The 14,700-nt window shown below is 71.3% G+C and carries 14 protein-coding genes; 10 read left to right on the forward strand and 4 right to left on the reverse strand.

Translation table 11 applies throughout. The features are described from left to right. Nucleotides 1–62: 62 nt before the first annotated feature. On the reverse strand, nt 63–2,441 hold the full coding sequence (locus QQM67_RS06160) for an MMPL family transporter (RefSeq protein ID WP_314172566.1): 2,379 nt from the start codon (nt 2,439–2,441) through the stop codon (nt 63–65). A gap of 355 nt (nt 2,442–2,796) precedes the next feature. On the opposite strand from QQM67_RS06160, the gene QQM67_RS06165 reads away from it, so the two are divergent. The 3 genes from QQM67_RS06165 (at nt 2,797) to QQM67_RS06175 (ending at nt 5,142) form a co-directional block, all read left to right on the forward strand. Continuing rightward, nucleotides 2,797–4,113, forward strand: a complete 1,317-nt coding sequence (locus tag QQM67_RS06165; RefSeq protein WP_314172996.1) for a sensor histidine kinase — start codon at nt 2,797–2,799, stop codon at nt 4,111–4,113. Continuing rightward, nucleotides 4,110–4,517 (forward strand): GNAT family N-acetyltransferase, encoded by a 408-nt coding sequence (locus QQM67_RS06170; protein ID WP_314172567.1) that lies wholly within the window; start codon nt 4,110–4,112, stop codon nt 4,515–4,517. Before QQM67_RS06165 ends, QQM67_RS06170 begins: the two co-directional genes overlap by 4 nt. Before the next feature lie 103 nt (nt 4,518–4,620). After that, entirely contained in the window at nt 4,621–5,142 is a 522-nt protein-coding gene (locus tag QQM67_RS06175) for a mycothiol transferase (RefSeq protein ID WP_314172568.1), read from the forward strand. A gap of 121 nt (nt 5,143–5,263) precedes the next feature. Here QQM67_RS06175 and QQM67_RS06180 read toward each other — a convergent pair whose 3' ends face one another. Beyond that, on the reverse strand, nt 5,264–6,940 hold the full coding sequence (locus QQM67_RS06180) for a regulator (RefSeq protein ID WP_314172569.1): 1,677 nt from the start codon (nt 6,938–6,940) through the stop codon (nt 5,264–5,266). A 396-nt stretch (nt 6,941–7,336) separates the two neighbouring features. Here QQM67_RS06180 and lipB point away from each other — a divergent pair, with 396 nt between their 5' ends. The 4 genes from lipB (at nt 7,337) to QQM67_RS06205 (ending at nt 10,656) form a co-directional block, all read left to right on the forward strand. Then, the gene (gene lipB, locus QQM67_RS06185; RefSeq protein WP_314172570.1) at nt 7,337–8,140 is read left to right on the forward strand and encodes a lipoyl(octanoyl) transferase LipB; all 804 of its coding nucleotides are present in this window, start codon (nt 7,337–7,339) and stop codon (nt 8,138–8,140) included. A 150-nt stretch (nt 8,141–8,290) separates the two neighbouring features. Then, complete coding sequence (gene lipA, locus QQM67_RS06190; RefSeq protein ID WP_314172571.1) at nt 8,291–9,229, forward strand: lipoyl synthase; 939 nt, start codon at nt 8,291–8,293, stop codon at nt 9,227–9,229. 392 nt (nt 9,230–9,621) lie between these two features. Further along, a complete protein-coding gene (locus tag QQM67_RS06200; protein ID WP_314172573.1) occupies nt 9,622–10,320 on the forward strand; it encodes a DUF4191 domain-containing protein in 699 nt (232 codons plus the stop codon). 48 nt (nt 10,321–10,368) lie between these two features. After that, nucleotides 10,369–10,656, forward strand: coding sequence for a hypothetical protein (locus QQM67_RS06205; RefSeq protein ID WP_314172575.1), 288 nt, complete (start codon nt 10,369–10,371; stop codon nt 10,654–10,656). A 69-nt stretch (nt 10,657–10,725) separates the two neighbouring features. On the opposite strand, the gene QQM67_RS06210 is transcribed toward QQM67_RS06205, so the two are convergent. Next, on the reverse strand, nt 10,726–11,196 hold the full coding sequence (locus QQM67_RS06210) for an RDD family protein (protein ID WP_314172576.1): 471 nt from the start codon (nt 11,194–11,196) through the stop codon (nt 10,726–10,728). Between the two features lie 201 nt (nt 11,197–11,397). Here QQM67_RS06210 and glnA point away from each other — a divergent pair, with 201 nt between their 5' ends. After that, nucleotides 11,398–12,813 (forward strand): type I glutamate--ammonia ligase, encoded by a 1,416-nt coding sequence (glnA, locus tag QQM67_RS06215; protein WP_314172577.1) that lies wholly within the window; start codon nt 11,398–11,400, stop codon nt 12,811–12,813. 447 nt (nt 12,814–13,260) lie between these two features. Here the strand turns inward: glnA and QQM67_RS06220 are convergent, their stop codons facing one another. Next, on the reverse strand, nt 13,261–14,178 hold the full coding sequence (locus tag QQM67_RS06220; RefSeq protein ID WP_314172579.1) for a GOLPH3/VPS74 family protein: 918 nt from the start codon (nt 14,176–14,178) through the stop codon (nt 13,261–13,263). Between QQM67_RS06220 and QQM67_RS06225 the strand changes: the two genes are divergently transcribed. After that, complete coding sequence (locus QQM67_RS06225) at nt 14,177–14,368, forward strand: hypothetical protein (protein WP_314172580.1); 192 nt, start codon at nt 14,177–14,179, stop codon at nt 14,366–14,368. The genes QQM67_RS06220 and QQM67_RS06225 overlap by 2 nt on opposite strands. Before the next feature lie 54 nt (nt 14,369–14,422). Then, entirely contained in the window at nt 14,423–14,635 is a 213-nt protein-coding gene (locus tag QQM67_RS06230) for a hypothetical protein (protein WP_314172581.1), read from the forward strand. Nucleotides 14,636–14,700: the final 65 nt, after the last annotated feature.

Raw genomic sequence — 14,700 nt, forward strand, 5'->3', positions numbered from 1 at the left:
CGCGCGCGTGTGTGTGTGCGGCGCCTGCCCGGGACGCGTCCCGTGCTCCCGGCTGCCCCCTGTCAGCGGGAGTTCGAGGTGAGAGCCGGATCGGCGGGCCCGGAGCCCGCGTTCGCGGCGCCGGAGGCGGCGTCGGTTCCGGTGCTGCCGCCGCCGTTGTCGTGTCGGCTTCCGGAACCGGCTGCGCCCACCGCGGGATCGCCGTGCGACAGATCCGGCAGCCCGCGCAGCATCCGCGGCAGATACCAGTTGCGCTCGCCGAGCAGCGTCATCACCGCGGGCAGCAGCACCATCCGTACGAGCGTCGCGTCCAGCAGCACGGCCACCGCGAGACCGACGCCCATCTGCTGCATGTCCTGCATCGACAGCGTGCCGAACACCGCGAACACCGCCACCATGATCACCGCGGCGCCGGTGACCGCACCGGCCGTCGCGCGCACGCCCTCACGGATCGCCTCGCGGGTCGCCACGCCCCGCTCGTGCGCCTCGCGGATACGCGAGACCACGAAGACGTGGTAGTCCATCGACAGCCCGAAGAGGACCACCAGCACGAACAGCGGCATCCAGCCCTCGATCGCACCGACCGCCTCCGTGCCCAGCAGCGAGGCGCCCCAGCCGTGCTGGAAGACGGCCGTCATCACGCCGTACGCCGCCCCGACCGACAGCAGGTTGAGTACGACCGACGCGATCGCTACGGGCAGCGAGCGGAAGCAGACCAGCATCAGCAGGAACGTGACGGCCGTGATGAAGGCGAGGACGGGCACGATGCCGCGGCGCAGCTGGTCGTTGAAGTCCATCGAACTCGCCAGCTCGCCGCCCACGTAGGCCTGGCCGCCCTTCGCCACCGGCGTCAGCGTCTGCGGCACGAGCGTGCTGCGCAGCTGTTCCACGGCCTCCTTGGACGTCTCTCCCGTGCCGTCGCCCCGCAGCGGCACGGCGATCTCGGCGACGTCCGCCGAGCGGTGCACCGTCGTCTCGACGCCCGTGCGGAAGTGCCCGTCGGTGCGGGCCCGTTCGGCGAAGTCCGCGAGCGCGGCGCGTACGCGGGGCGCCTCGACGTCCTCGGCCTTGAGCACGACCCTGGCGGGCTCGGGCCCGCCGGGGAACGTCTTGTTGATCGCCTCCGAGGCGGTCCGCAGCGGCGAGCCCGAGGGCATCTGCTGGTCCAGGGTGAGCTGTTCGGTCTTCATGCCGAGCGTCGGCGCGGCCAGCGCGAGCATCGCCACGGCCGCCAGCACAGCGAACACCCCCGGCGCCGCCAGTACGGGACGCAGCACCGCGGAGGAGATCCGTCCGCTCTTCCGGGCCTTGCCGCGCTGCCGGGCCTCGCCGGATGCGGCGAGCGTGCGGCGCCGCCAGGGGAGCCTGCCCCGCTCGACCCGGTCGCCCAGCCAGGAGAGCAGCGCGGGCAGGATCGTCACCGAGCCCAGCATCGCGATGAAGACGACCAGGATCGTCGCCACCGCGAAGCCCTTGAACATCAGCAGGCCCGACAGGAACAGGCCCGCCATCGCCACCATCACCGTCAGCCCCGAGACGAGCACGGCGCGCCCGCTGGTGGCGGCGGCCACGCGCAGCGCGGTCTCGGCGTCCCGTCCGGCCTCGCGCTCGTCGCGTTCCCGGCGCAGATAGAACAGGCAGTAGTCGATGCCGACGGCGAGGCCCATCAGCAGCATCACGGAGCTGGTGGTGTCGAAGATGTGCAACTGGTGGCTGGCCACGGCCAGCAGACCGTTCGCCGCGATGAACGCGGTGACGGCCAGCGCCACCGGCAGCAGCGCCGCGACGAGCGCCCCGAACGCGACGAGCAGGATGCCCAACGCCAGTGGCACGGCCGTCCATTCGGCCTTGGCGAAGTCGTCGCCGAGCATCTCGCCCAGCCACTTGTCGGCGCTCGCCTGCCCGTACTGGTGGATGGTGACGCCGTCGCCGTGGTGCGCCGCGCGCACCTTCTGCACGGCGTCGACGACCGGCTGCACGCGGTCGCCGGCGGTCTCCGCGTCGCCCTTCATCTGGAACCGGAGCAGGCCCGCCGTGCCGTCCTCCGACGGGACCGGCCGCTGCGGCCGGCCGGTCTCGCCCGTGGCCTCCACCGCCCTGGCCACCTCGCCGGCGGCCTGCCGCCAGCCGTCCCGGCTCTCACCGGTGACCATGACCATCTCGCCCGCGGGCGCGTCGATTCCGGCGTCCTCCAGGATGCGCTGGGCGCGCGCGGAGTCGCCCGTCATGCTCTCGGACTCGTTCATCTCGGCGACGCCCGTGAGGCCGCCGAGCACCGACGCCAGCACGACGAAGAGGAGCCAGCCGAAGACCGCCGTCCTGCGGTGCCGCGTGCTCCAGCCGCCGAGCCGTGCGGCCAGGCCGGGGCCTCGCTGCCGCCGGCGGTGGTGCTGCGCCTGGTGTCTGTGAGGCGCTGCCTGCTGCCTCGGCGTCTCGAGCATCGGCGGACTCCCCGTCGTCTGGCCCCGGTCGAGTCCGGGGCGGGTGATCGGTCGTCTCGACGCTAGAAAGCGGCGTCCGGCGCCCACAGCCGCCGAAGCCCCCTGTTCGTGGAGGGGGCGGGACCAGTGCGGGGGTGTCGTCAGGTACACCGTCGTACGGGTGCCGGTCCCCCTGCCTCAGCGGCCGACGCAGGCGCAGACTGGAGCAGTGCCCGGCGTACGGGCAGCGGGGCAGGCGAGAGCGGCGGCGGGGGAGCGCGGCCGGGACGGGCGTACACGCGACCCGGCAGACGACGGGGCAGACGAAGGAGCGGCGGCGGTGGAGCGACCAGCAGCGGGAGAAGGGATCCTCGACATGGGGCTCCCACCGGCCAGGCCGGGGTCACCGGAGACGCGGGAACGCGTCCGCGCCGCCCTGACCGCGGCGGTGCGGGGCCTGGCTCTGTGCATGCTGTCGCTCGGCGTCTCGCTGGCGCTCTTCATCGCCGGCGTGCTGTCCCTCGCGTTCATCCTTCTCGGCGTCGGCCTCTTCACGACTCCGGCGGTGATGCACCTCGTACGCATGCACGCCAACCAGCGGCGGTACCTCGCTCACGACTGGGCGGGCCTCGCCGTCCCGTCGCCCTACCGGCCCCTCCCGCCGGCGACCGGCGCGGGCGGCACCGTCCGGCGCTGCATGCGGCTGCTGCGGGACCCGGCGACGTGGCGGGACCTGGCCTGGCTGCTGACGGATGCCGTCGCCGGGTTCGTCACCGCGCTCTTCCCGGCCGCTCTGGTCGCGTACGGCATCGAGGGCTTCGTCATCTTCGCGGGCGTCTGGCGGGCCGTGCAGCACAACTACTGGTACGCCTTCATCCCCGTCGAGGGCTTCGGCACGGCGACGCTGTGCGCGGGCCTCGGGGCGCTGCTGGTCGTGCTCGCGGCGATGGTCAACCCGTACTTCATCCGGGGCCACTTCCTCATCGTCAAGGGCATGATCTCCCCGAGCCGCGGGGCGCAGCTGGAGCAGCGCGTGGAGAGGCTGTACGAGACGCGCCACGACGCCGTCGACTCCTCCGCAGCCGAACTGCGGCGCATCGAACGCGACTTGCACGACGGCGCACAGGCGCGCCTGGTCTCCATGGGCATGAGCCTCGGCACGATCGAGGCCCTCGTCGAGAAGGACCCGGCACAGGCGAAGAAGCTCATCGCGCAGGCACGGCAGAACTCCGCCGAGGCGCTCACCGAACTGCGCGATCTCGTACGGGGTATCCACCCGCCGGTCCTCGCCGAGCGGGGGCTGGGGGACGCCGTGAGAGCCCTGTCGCTGCGCATGCAGATCCCCGTGGAGACGGACGTCGAAGTGGAGGGGCGGTTCCCCGAACCGGTCGAGTCCGCCGCGTACTTCGCGATCAGCGAGGTGCTCACCAACGCCGCCAAGCACGCGCGCGCCGAGCGCGTCTGGCTCGACGTCCACTACAGCGAGGCCGTGGCCCCTACGGGCGAGGGCATGCTGCGCATCGCCGTCACCGACGACGGCAGGGGCGGCGCCGACCCGGCGAAGGGCTCGGGGATGACGGGCGTCGAGCGGCGGCTGGGCCAGTTCGACGGACTGCTCGCGGTCAGCAGCCCGCCGGGCGGTCCGACGATGGTGACGATGGAGATCCCCTGCGAGCCGGTCCGGCGCCGGTGAGGGGCCCGCACCTGCGCCAGGCCAGGCTGGAGGTGCGTCCTCCGCTCGGCGACGACGAGCTGAACGCCCTCTTCGCCGCGTCCTGGCCGGTGCACGAACACGCCGACTTCCGCGCCCGTCTGGAGCGCAGCCTGCTGTGGGTCGCGGCCTTCCGGGACGACGGGCTCGTGGGGTTCGTCAACGTCGTCGGCGACGGCGGCGTCCACGCCTTCGTGCTCGACACGACCGTGCATCCGGCGGCCCGGGGGCAGGGGCTCGGGGTGCGGCTGGTGCGCCGCGCGGCCGACGAGGCGCGGCGCGCGGGCGCGCGGTGGCTGCACGTCGACTACGAGGAGCACCTGACCGGCTTCTACGCGCGCTGCGGCTTCGCGCCGACGGCGGCGGGGCTGCGGTGGCTGGGCTGAGGGCAGGGTGAACGGGCGGCCCGGGCGGGCGGGCTGAACGGGCCGTGCCTGCGGTTCGCTCCGCTCTGGAGCCGTTGTCAGTGGTGCGCCGTAGCGTGAGCGCATGACCTGGACGACACCCGAGGTGAGGCGTCCCGCCCGTACGTACAAGGCGGATGAGAGAACGGCCCTGGAGGCCGCGCTGGACTACCAGCGGGCCACTTTCCTGTTCAAGTGCGGCGGCCTGACCGGCGAGCAGCTCACGCTGCGGCCGGTCGGCAGGTCCACGCTGTCCCTGCTGGGGCTGCTCCGGCACCTGGCGGGCGTCGAACGCTGGTGGTTCCGGAACCACTTCGCGGGCGAGGCCGACCTGCCGTGGGTCTTCTTCACGGAGGACAACATGGAGGGCGACTTCGAGGACGGCACGCCGGAGAGCGCCCCCGGCGACTTCGAGATATACCACCGGGAGGTCGCCGCGGCCCGCGACGCCGTCGCCGGGCGCTCGCTCAACGAGACCTTCCACCGCCCGAAGGGCGAACTCGCCGATCTGCGCTGCCTGTTCCTCTACATGACGGAGGAGTACGCCCGGCACAACGGCCACGCCGATCTGGTGCGCGAGCACATCGACGGCCGCACCGGCGAGTGAGCCGGGCGAACCCCGTGCGGGCGCGCGCCACGGCGCTCGGTTCCGCGCGGCCCGGTCCGCGCGGCCCGGGTTCGGTACGGCTCAGCGTCGTCCCGTTCGGCGCCGCCCGGCTCGACGCCGCTCAGTTCAGCGCCGCCACCCGCTCGCGATACCCGCGCACGGGCGCCGCGTCCCGGTAGGGCTCCAGCCGCCGCTCGAAGTCCCGTACGTACTCGTGCGCGCGCACCGACCGCATCTCCGCCGCCTGCTGCGCCGCTTCGGCGGCCAGCGCGCACGCCTGCTCGACCTCGCCCAGGCCCAGCCGTGCCGTCGCCAGCACGACCCGGCAGAAGAGGCGGCTGCGCGCGAAGCCCGAGCCGCGCAGTTGCAGGGAGCGTTCGGCGTGCTGCGCCGCCGCCCGGTACTGCTGGAGGTCGCGGTGGCAGTGCCCGCTCTCGTCCGCGAGCTGTGCCTCGTCGAAGAAGCGCGCCCAAGGCGGCACGTCCTCACCGGACTTCGCCGCCTCCAGCGCCCGCTCGGCACGCGCCAGCGACGACGTGCAGGCGCGCACCTCGCCGAGCACCCCGTGCCCGCGCGCCTCCGCGGCGTGCAGCAGAGCCTGCACGAGCGGCGGCGCGGCGGTCCCCACGCCCTGCTGCGCGACGCGCGCCAGCTGCACCGCCTCGCGGCCGTGCCCCAGATACACCGCCTGCCTGCTCATCGTCACCAGCACGTAGCTGCCGTAGGCGCGGTCGCCCGCCGCCTGCGCCAGCCGCAGCGCCTGCACGAAGTAGCGCTGTGCCAGCCCGTGCGCCGCGATGTCGTACGACGTCCAGCCAGCGAGCCGTGTCAGATCGGCGGCCGCGCCGAAGAGACGCCGCCCCAGCTGCTCCCCGTACACCCCGCGCAGCATGGGCTCCGCCTCGTGCTCCAGATACCGGACGAGAGCCTGGCGGGCGTGGCCGCCGCCGTACGCCTGGTCGAGGGCGCGGAAGAGCTCGCCCACCGAGCGCAGCGCGTTGACGTCGCCGATGGAGACCCGCTGGCCGGGGCCGCGCTCCGTAGGGTCCGGACGCTCCGCACGCACCGCTCCGGGGACGCCGCCGGCGGTGCGCGCCAGGGCCCCGGCGGCCATGGCTCCGCCCGCGCCCGCACGGGCCCCTCCCGGCACGTGACCGGCCCCGCGCATCTGGGGCGGCACCCGGGTGCCGCCCACGCCGTGCCGTGAGGCCGCGCCCGCGGCGCCGGGCCGGCCGGCTCCGGGACGCAGTCCGCCGCCGTGGCCGTGGGCACCGTCGAGACCGGCGCCCCCGCCCGGCGCACCCGGCCCCGACTCCGGCCCGACGCCCCGCGCCACCTGCTCGTCGGGCCGCCCGATCAGCCAGTCACGGCTCGGCACGACCAGCCCGGCCGGAGTGAAGGCGATCTTGCGGAGCTCCGCGTGGCTGCCCGAGTCCTTGCGCCACAGCCCGCTGACGATGTCCACCGCCTCCGAGGGCGTCGCCGCGAACTCCAGCCCCGCGTAGACCGGAGCGCACGCGTCCAGCCCCAGGTCCTGTGCGGTCAGCCGCCTGCCGAGCCGGCGCGTGAAGACCTCGGCGATCAGCGCGGGAGTCGTGCCGCGCGGCTGCTGCCCGCGCAGCCAGCGCGTGACGGACGTCTTGTCGTAGCGCAGATCGAGACCGTGCTCCAGTCCCAACTGGTCGACGCGCCGGGCCAGTCCGGCGTTGGAGAAACCGGCCTCCGCGATGAGCGCGGCCAGTTGACGGTTCGGCACGCGCTGCGCCGAGGCCTGCGACTGCCCGGACGACTCGGACACGGATGAGGACGCTGAGGGGGACGACGCAGACGACGCAGACGACGCGGCCTGCGAGGACGGCGCGGGGGACCCGCCGGAGGACGAGGTGGACCCGCCGGAGGAATGGGGGGACGGGGCGGCCGAGTCCCCGGAACGTTCGATGGTCATCAGCTTTACGGGCTCCTGAGCTTCGGCTTGCGCCAGGCGCCGTGGCACCCTGCGGAACGGCGCGAATTTAGCCGCCCGCCGAGGCCGCTCGCCCGCTTCGCTGTCCTTTTCATCCATACGTGTGAGGAGGTGCCCGGCTGCCGGAACCGGCCGCCGCAGCCGTACAGTTTTCTGCGGGACCGGCCCCGTCGGCCCGTCCCGGCACCGGCGGCAGACCCCGCTCGGGCCCGGCAGAGCAGAGGAGGAGCCGTGAGCGAGCTGCGCTACGTCCGTCTGGGCTTCGGCGCCGAAGCCGTCGACTACGAGGCGGCATGGCTGGAGCAGCGCCGCGTGCACGCGGCCCGCCTCGCGGACGAGATCCCCGACACCTGTCTGCTGCTGGAGCACACCCCCGTCTTCACCGCGGGCCGCCGCACCCTGCCCGCCGAGCGCCCCGTGGACGGCACGCCCGTCGTCGACGTCGACCGCGGCGGGAAGATCACCTGGCACGGCCCCGGTCAGCTCGTCGGCTACCCCATCCTGAAGCTGCCGCGCCCGGTCGACGTGATCGCGCACGTACGGCGGCTGGAAGAGGCCATGATCCGCACGTGCGCGGAGTTCGGCCTGGAGACCACGCGGATCGAGGGCCGCAGCGGCGCCTGGGTCCTCGGCGACGCGGCGGGCAGGCATGGCCCCGAACTCGGCGGTCTCTCCCTGGACTTCGCCGCGAAGAGCGCCGGCGAGGACGAGGACGACGACGACGAGTACGACGCCCGGCTGCGCGGCCCCGAGTACGCGCCCTCCAACGCGGGCCAGCGCGGCGAGGACCGCAAGGTCGGCGCGATCGGCGTCCGCGTCGCCAAGGGCGTGACCATGCACGGCTTCGCGCTCAACTGCGACCCCGACAACACCTGGTTCGACCGCATCGTGCCGTGCGGCATCCGCGACGCGGGCGTGACGTCGCTCTCGGACGAGCTGGGCCGCAGCGTCACGGTCGCCGACGTACTGCCCGTACTGGAGAAGCATCTGCGTGCGGTGCTGGAGTCCTCGGAGCCGCTGCCCCGCGCGGTGTGAGGCTCCCGGCCTCCGCCCACTTCGGGGCCTCCGGGGCCTCCAGGTCCTCCGGGCCCTGCGTCTGCGAGGCCACCGGCCGGTGGGAGACGGAAGAGCGGTGGGCGTACCCTGAAGTTCGCCGAGGAATCGAAAGTACGTAGGGAGCCGGACGTGTCCGCTGTCGCACCCGACGGTCGCAAAATGCTCCGCCTTGAAGTCCGCAACAGCCAGACGCCCATCGAGCGCAAGCCCGAGTGGATCAAGACACGGGCGAAGATGGGCCCCGAGTACAACGCGCTCCAGGACCTGGTCAAGCGCGAGGGCCTGCACACGGTGTGCCAGGAGGCCGGCTGCCCCAACATCTTCGAGTGCTGGGAGGACCGCGAGGCCACCTTCCTCATCGGCGGCGAACAGTGCACCAGGCGCTGCGACTTCTGCCAGATCGACACCGGCAGGCCCGCGGAGCTCGACCGCGACGAGCCGCGCCGCGTCGCGGAGTCCGTCCAGCAGATGGAGCTGCGGTACGCGACGATCACCGGCGTCGCCCGCGACGACCTGGACGACGGCGGCGCCTGGCTCTACGCCGAAACGGTGCGCCAGATCCACCAGTTGATGCCCGGCACCGGCGTCGAGCTGCTCATCCCCGACTTCAACGCCGTACCGGAGCAGCTCGCCGAGGTCTTCTCCTCGCGCCCCGAGGTCCTGGCGCACAACGTCGAGACCGTGCCCCGCATCTTCAAGCGCATCCGCCCCGCCTTCCGCTACGAGCGCTCCCTCGACGTGCTCACCCGCGCCCGCGAGGACGGCCTGGTCACCAAGTCCAACCTGATCCTCGGGATGGGCGAGACGCGCGAAGAGGTCAGCGAGGCGCTGCGCGACCTGCACGGTGCCGGTTGCGAACTCATCACGATCACGCAGTACTTGAGGCCCTCCGCCCGCCATCACCCCGTCGAGCGCTGGGTGAAGCCGCAGGAGTTCGTCGAACTCCAGCAGGAGGCCGAGGAGATCGGATTCGCGGGCGTCATGTCCGGGCCCCTGGTCCGCTCTTCGTACCGCGCGGGCCGTCTGTACAAGCAGGCGGTCGAGGCGCGCGACGCACGGGCGGCGTGACCGGGGCCACTCCGTACGAGGGGCGCGTGCTCGCCGTATGAACTCGCCGTATGAAGGGGCCCGGCGTGACGTTGGCCGCATCGGCGTTCGCAGGCTTTGACCCGCTGGTCATCCGCTGGTAACACCTAACGGTGACGATGGCTGCACGTACCGTTCAAGGCCGCCCATCGCAGCCACGCGACATCACCGGAGGGGAACCGTCTTGCGGACCACGCTGCGCGCGCTGGAAACCTTCGAGACCCTGCTGATGCGCAGGGGCCACCAGACAGCACGCCGAAACGCCTGGGCAGCGGTGCTCGAGGACCGCCGCCGGGCTGTGGCGCGTACCGAGGCTCAGCGGGTACTGGAGGCCGCGGCCGACCGGAGGCCGGCCGCCACGTAAACTTCCCCGCATGGCGAGGAAGGCAGACACCGAGAACAACCCTGGGCGGCTCAAGCAGATCGCTCTGACGTACAAGATGACCCGGCGTGCCGACCGGAAGATCGGCCTGATCCTGGCCGGTGTGGGGCTTGTCACCTTCGGTGTCCTCCTCGCCGTCGGCTTCCTGATCGGACATCCGGTCTACGCGGGCGTCCTGGGCGTGATGCTGGCCCTGCTGGCGATGGCGATCATCTTCGGACGCCGGGCGGAGCGCGCCGCGTTCGGCCAGATGGAAGGACAGCCGGGCGCCGCGGCGGCCGTGCTGGAGAACGTCGGCCGGGGCTGGACGATCACGCCCGCCGTTGCGATGAACCGCAGCCAGGACGTCGTGCACCGCGCCGTCGGCCGGGCGGGCATCGTCCTCGTCGCGGAGGGCAACCCGAACCGGCTGCGCACCCTGCTGGCGTCGGAGAAGAAGCGCATGGCCCGCGTCGTCTCGGACGTCCCCGTGCACGACTTCGTCGTGGGCGACGATGAGGGGCAGGTGGAGCTGAAGAAGCTCCGCACGAAGCTGCTGAAGCTGCCGCGCGTGCTGACGGGCCCGCAGACCACGCAGGTCAACGACCGGCTGCGCGCGATGGGCGACTTGATGAGCAACATGCCCATCCCGAAGGGCCCGGTCCCGGGGCGCGGCATGCGCGGCGGCGGTGGCCGGATGCCGCGGGGATGACGCCCGGCCGCACCTCCGCCGCCGCCCCGTACGGGCCTGCGTGACAGCGTGCTCGCGGATGTCGTGGAGGACGTGCTGCGCGTGCTCGGCGCACACGAGCAGAACGTCGACTGGACGGCGAGGTGGGCCACCTCCGAGGAGATGACCGCCGAGCTGCGCGACCACCTGGCCAGGCTTCGCCGGGAGGACTTCAGCCGGCTGGCGCAGCTGAAGTCGCTGTTCCTGCCGACCGGTCCGCTGCAAGAGGTCTCGCTGAGCAGCGGGTGGGGCGCGGAGTATCTGACGCTCGCCACGCGATTCGACCGAGCCGTCCGGGCCGCGGAGAAGACCGCGTGACTGCGAAGACCGCGTAACTGCCCGGCGCGGAACGGCCGTTCCGCCACACCTGCGTACGGATCCGGACCGCTACGTACGGACCTGGACCGCGCCCGAGAGCCGGTCGTGCAGCCCCCGCCCGTCCCGGTCCCAGATCAGTGCCGGAATCGCCAGCCCCAGCAGCACGGTGCGCACGGCCACCCGCCACAGCGTCAGACGGCCCAGCCCGTCCACGGCCACCACTCGCAGCCGCAGCAGCCGCTTGCCCGGGGTGCTCCCGACGGTGCCGACCGTCAGCAGGCTCATCACGAGGAAGACGGCCAGCGCCCAGTTGTCCGTGCTGCGCAGGTCGCCGCCCGCGAGCAGCCCGTACGCGATGAGCACCGAGATCGCCCAGTCGGCGAAGAGCGCACCCAGACGGCGCCCGACCGGCGCGACGGCACCGGGCCCTTCCGCAGGCAACCCCAGCCGCTCGCCCCGGGGCCCGAAGTCGGCACCCATGTCCTCCGCGGCGGCGCGGGGGCCCGACAGCCACGACCCGAACGCATCCCTGTTGTTCACACCGCAACCGTACCGCTCACGAAAACGACCTTGACCGCAGGTCACCGGGTATCGGCCGGACCCTGGTTAACATCAGCGAAACAGCTGGGTCACGCTTGAGAAATCGTGCCTGCCTATCGTCGGCCGCACCGCATGCCCACCCGCACTGGCCTGCGCCCCGAGCAATTCCCGTCCCTCCGCGGCGGGACTAGGAGGAAATGGATGTTCCAGAACGCCGCCGAGGCCAAGAAATTCATCGCGGACAACGACGTCAAGTTCATCGACGTCCGTTTCTGCGATCTTCCGGGAATCATGCAGCACTTCACGGTCCCGGCCGAGTCCTTCGACCCGGAGGGGAACCTGATGTTCGACGGTTCCTCGATCCGCGGCTTCCAGGCCATCCACGAGTCGGACATGGCGCTCGTCCCCGACCTGAGCACGGCCCGGCTTGACGCCTTCCGCAGCGAGAAGCACCTCAACATCAACTTCTTCATCCACGACCCGATCACCGGCGAGCAGTACAGCCGTGACCCGCGGAACGTGGCGAAGAAGGCCGAGGCCTACCTCGCCTCCTCCGGCATCGCCGACACCGCCTTCTTCGGTCCGGAGGCGGAGTTCTACATCTTCGACGAGGCGCGCTTCGAGACCAAGGCGAACGGCTCGTACTACCACATCGACTCGGAGGCCGGCGCCTGGAACACCGGCGCCATCGAGGACGGCGGCAACCGCGGCTACAAGGTCCGCTACAAGGGCGGCTACTTCCCGGCCCCGCCCGTCGACCACTTCGCCGACCTGCGCGCCGAGATCACCCTCGAACTGAACAAGGCGGGCCTCCAGGTCGAGCGCCAGCACCACGAGGTGGGCACCGCCGGGCAGGCCGAGATCAACTACAAGTTCAACACCCTGCTCGCTGCCGCCGACGACCTGATGCTCTTCAAGTACATCGTGAAGAACACCGCTTGGCGCAACGGCAAGACCGCCACGTTCATGCCCAAGCCGATCTTCGGCGACAACGGTTCCGGCATGCACGTACACCAGTCCCTGTGGAACGAGGGCTCCCCGCTCTTCTACGACGAGCAGGGCTACGCGGGCCTCTCCGACACCGCCCGCTACTACATCGGCGGCATCCTCAGGCACGCCCCGTCGCTCCTGGCCTTCACCAACCCGACGGTGAACTCCTACCACCGCCTGGTCCCGGGCTTCGAGGCACCGGTCAACCTGGTCTACTCGCAGCGCAACCGCTCCGCGGCGATGCGCATCCCGATCACGGGCTCCAACCCGAAGGCCAAGCGCGTGGAGTTCCGCGCCCCGGACCCGTCCTCGAACCCGTACCTGGCCTTCTCGGCGCTGCTGATGGCGGGCCTCGACGGCGTCAAGAACAAGATCGAGCCGGCCGAGCCGATCGACAAGGACCTGTACGAGCTGGCCCCCGAGGAGCACGCGGGCGTCCCGCAGGTCCCGACCTCCCTCCCCGCGGTCCTCGACGCCCTGGAGGCGGACAACGAGTACCTCCAGGCGGGCGGCGTCTTCACGGCCGACCTGATCGACACCTGGGTCGAGTACAAGCGGGAGAACGAGATCGCTCCGATGCAACTGCGGCCGCACCCGCACGAGTTCGAGCTGTACTTCGACATCTAAAGGCGGAGGCCGGTTCACGACTGGCCTCTGACGGTGCGACCTTCGGTGGCCCGCGGAAACGCCTTCCGGCGTCTTCCGCGGGCCACCGTCTGTTTCCACCCTCACAATGCACCGGATGTGCACCGGGCGCCGGATTGGCTGACGGGTGGTGAGGTGTGACCCACTCCGTGGCTTCCATCGGGGGCGTTGAAATCCCCAGAGAAGAAGAGCGTTGGACACGAAGATCGAATAGGCCGATTCCAAGAACGGACGGCCCTTCGAAGTCTGTTTGTACTGCTCAGAGCCGCGTACGCCCTCGTTGACCAGCGTTGGCAACCGCGCTTGAGCTGTGGCGGAAAGCGTCTCTGCGTACGTTCGTGAACGGCGATGCTCGCCGAGAAGGCCTCCGATCTCATTCTCGGCAACACCCCCTCGCTCCAGCGACGACAGCGAACTAGCGCCGGAGTACTAGCCGGTGCCGGCGACGGCGGCGCCCACGGTCGCGGCGCCCACGACGGCGACGAGTTCGTACTGCATCGCCTCCAGGGCCCTACGTACCGCGGGAGCGGCCCAGTTGTCATGCGCCAGCTTCGCCGTGCGCCGTTCGACGTCCCGGGCCGGGATTCCGGGGAAGGCGCGCTCGTACAAACCGGCAGCACTCAGCACGATCGCCAAGCCGACGGTGCGTTCGTCCGGTGTCTCGCCCCGTAGCACCACACCGGCCAACCGATCGCGGAGCGCGACCTCGACGGAGCTGTCGAGCGTGGGATAGCGACGTGTGGTGAACAGTCCCAGCGTCCTGCTCACCTCCTCGCGCACCGTCCCCCTTTCCCGAAGCCGGTCCAGTGCCTTACCGCGAGCGCTCTTACGGAGCTCACGCACCCAGCTCTGGGCGGTGGCCGGCTTCTCGTGTGCCGCCAGCACCGCAAGCACGTCGTCCAGTACGGCAGAGCCCACAGGTGTCCGGTCGGCTACGACGACCTTTTGGTTGTCCACGTCGAGCCGCCCTGCCAAAGCCAGTTCAAAAAGGACAGCTCCGGCGGCGGCGCAATCTGTCCGCCACGGCTCGGGAAAGCGCCCCCGAGCGTCAATGGAGAGCAGAATTACCTGCTCATCTAGTGTCATTCGCATACGCACAACGCTCCCACACGGACGGCGGCCTAATGGAGGCCCGATGCTGCCGCATGCGAGGCAGCAAGATGACACCAAAACCTCTTCGTTCGGAGATTGACACATGCCATCGTGTGTGATGCCGGAAGCGACCAGCCGAGGAATCCGATCACCATCCTGATGACGGGATTCCAGTCGTGATTTCCGCGCTCTCGGCTCCCGAGTCCGGTGCACGAGAAACCACGAAAAGCACGAGAAAGAAGGAGACACACTCATGTTGCTTGAGAAGGTCAACAGCAGCCACCTGCTGGACACCGTACTGAAGGATGCCGCGAACGTGGAGGACCTGTCGCCGGCCGAGCCCGTCCTGTCCACCCCGGCTGCCGTTGCCGGCGGCGCCCTGGTCACCGCGGGTGCGTTCGGAGCCGGCGTCGGGCTCGGGGTCACCCAGGCCCAGGCCGGCTGACAACCGCCACATCAGCGCCGTAAGCAGAATCCAACCGTCGCTCAAGGAGTAAACGTGACTGCAATCTCCACCAAGGTCAACGCGAGCCAGGAACTCAACGGTGTCTCGATCGACGCCGGTGAGAACGAGTGGAACGGCCGGATGTCTCCGGTCCTCGCCACTCCTGCCGCGGTCGGCGCCGGGCTGGCCGCCGCATGCGCCGTCGCCGGTGCGGGAGCTGCCGGCATCGCGGTCGGAAACGCCGCCGGGCAGGCCGCGGGCGGCTGATCCACCTCGCGCGATGCCGCCTCTCGATAACCACCTGCCAGACCCACGCCGGTGAGAGGCGGCAC

The sequence above is a fragment of the Streptomyces winkii genome, assembly GCF_032248595.1.
Classification (GTDB): domain Bacteria; phylum Actinomycetota; class Actinomycetes; order Streptomycetales; family Streptomycetaceae; genus Streptomyces; species Streptomyces winkii.

What these genes read in the sequence shown, in the direction of transcription:
- QQM67_RS06220 (WP_314172579.1), bottom strand. Translation starts at nt 14,178, where the DNA reads ATGAGTGTGTCTCCTTCTTTCTCGTGCTTTTCGTGGTTTCTCGTGCAC.
- QQM67_RS06165 (WP_314172996.1), top strand. Translation starts at nt 2,797, where the DNA reads ATGGGGCTCCCACCGGCCAGGCCGGGGTCACCGGAGACGCGGGAACGC.
- QQM67_RS06225 (WP_314172580.1), top strand. Translation starts at nt 14,177, where the DNA reads ATGTTGCTTGAGAAGGTCAACAGCAGCCACCTGCTGGACACCGTACTG.
- QQM67_RS06160 (WP_314172566.1), bottom strand. Translation starts at nt 2,441, where the DNA reads ATGCTCGAGACGCCGAGGCAGCAGGCAGCGCCTCACAGACACCAGGCG.
- QQM67_RS06175 (WP_314172568.1), top strand. Translation starts at nt 4,621, where the DNA reads ATGACCTGGACGACACCCGAGGTGAGGCGTCCCGCCCGTACGTACAAG.
- QQM67_RS06200 (WP_314172573.1), top strand. Translation starts at nt 9,622, where the DNA reads ATGGCGAGGAAGGCAGACACCGAGAACAACCCTGGGCGGCTCAAGCAG.
- glnA (WP_314172577.1), top strand. Translation starts at nt 11,398, where the DNA reads ATGTTCCAGAACGCCGCCGAGGCCAAGAAATTCATCGCGGACAACGAC.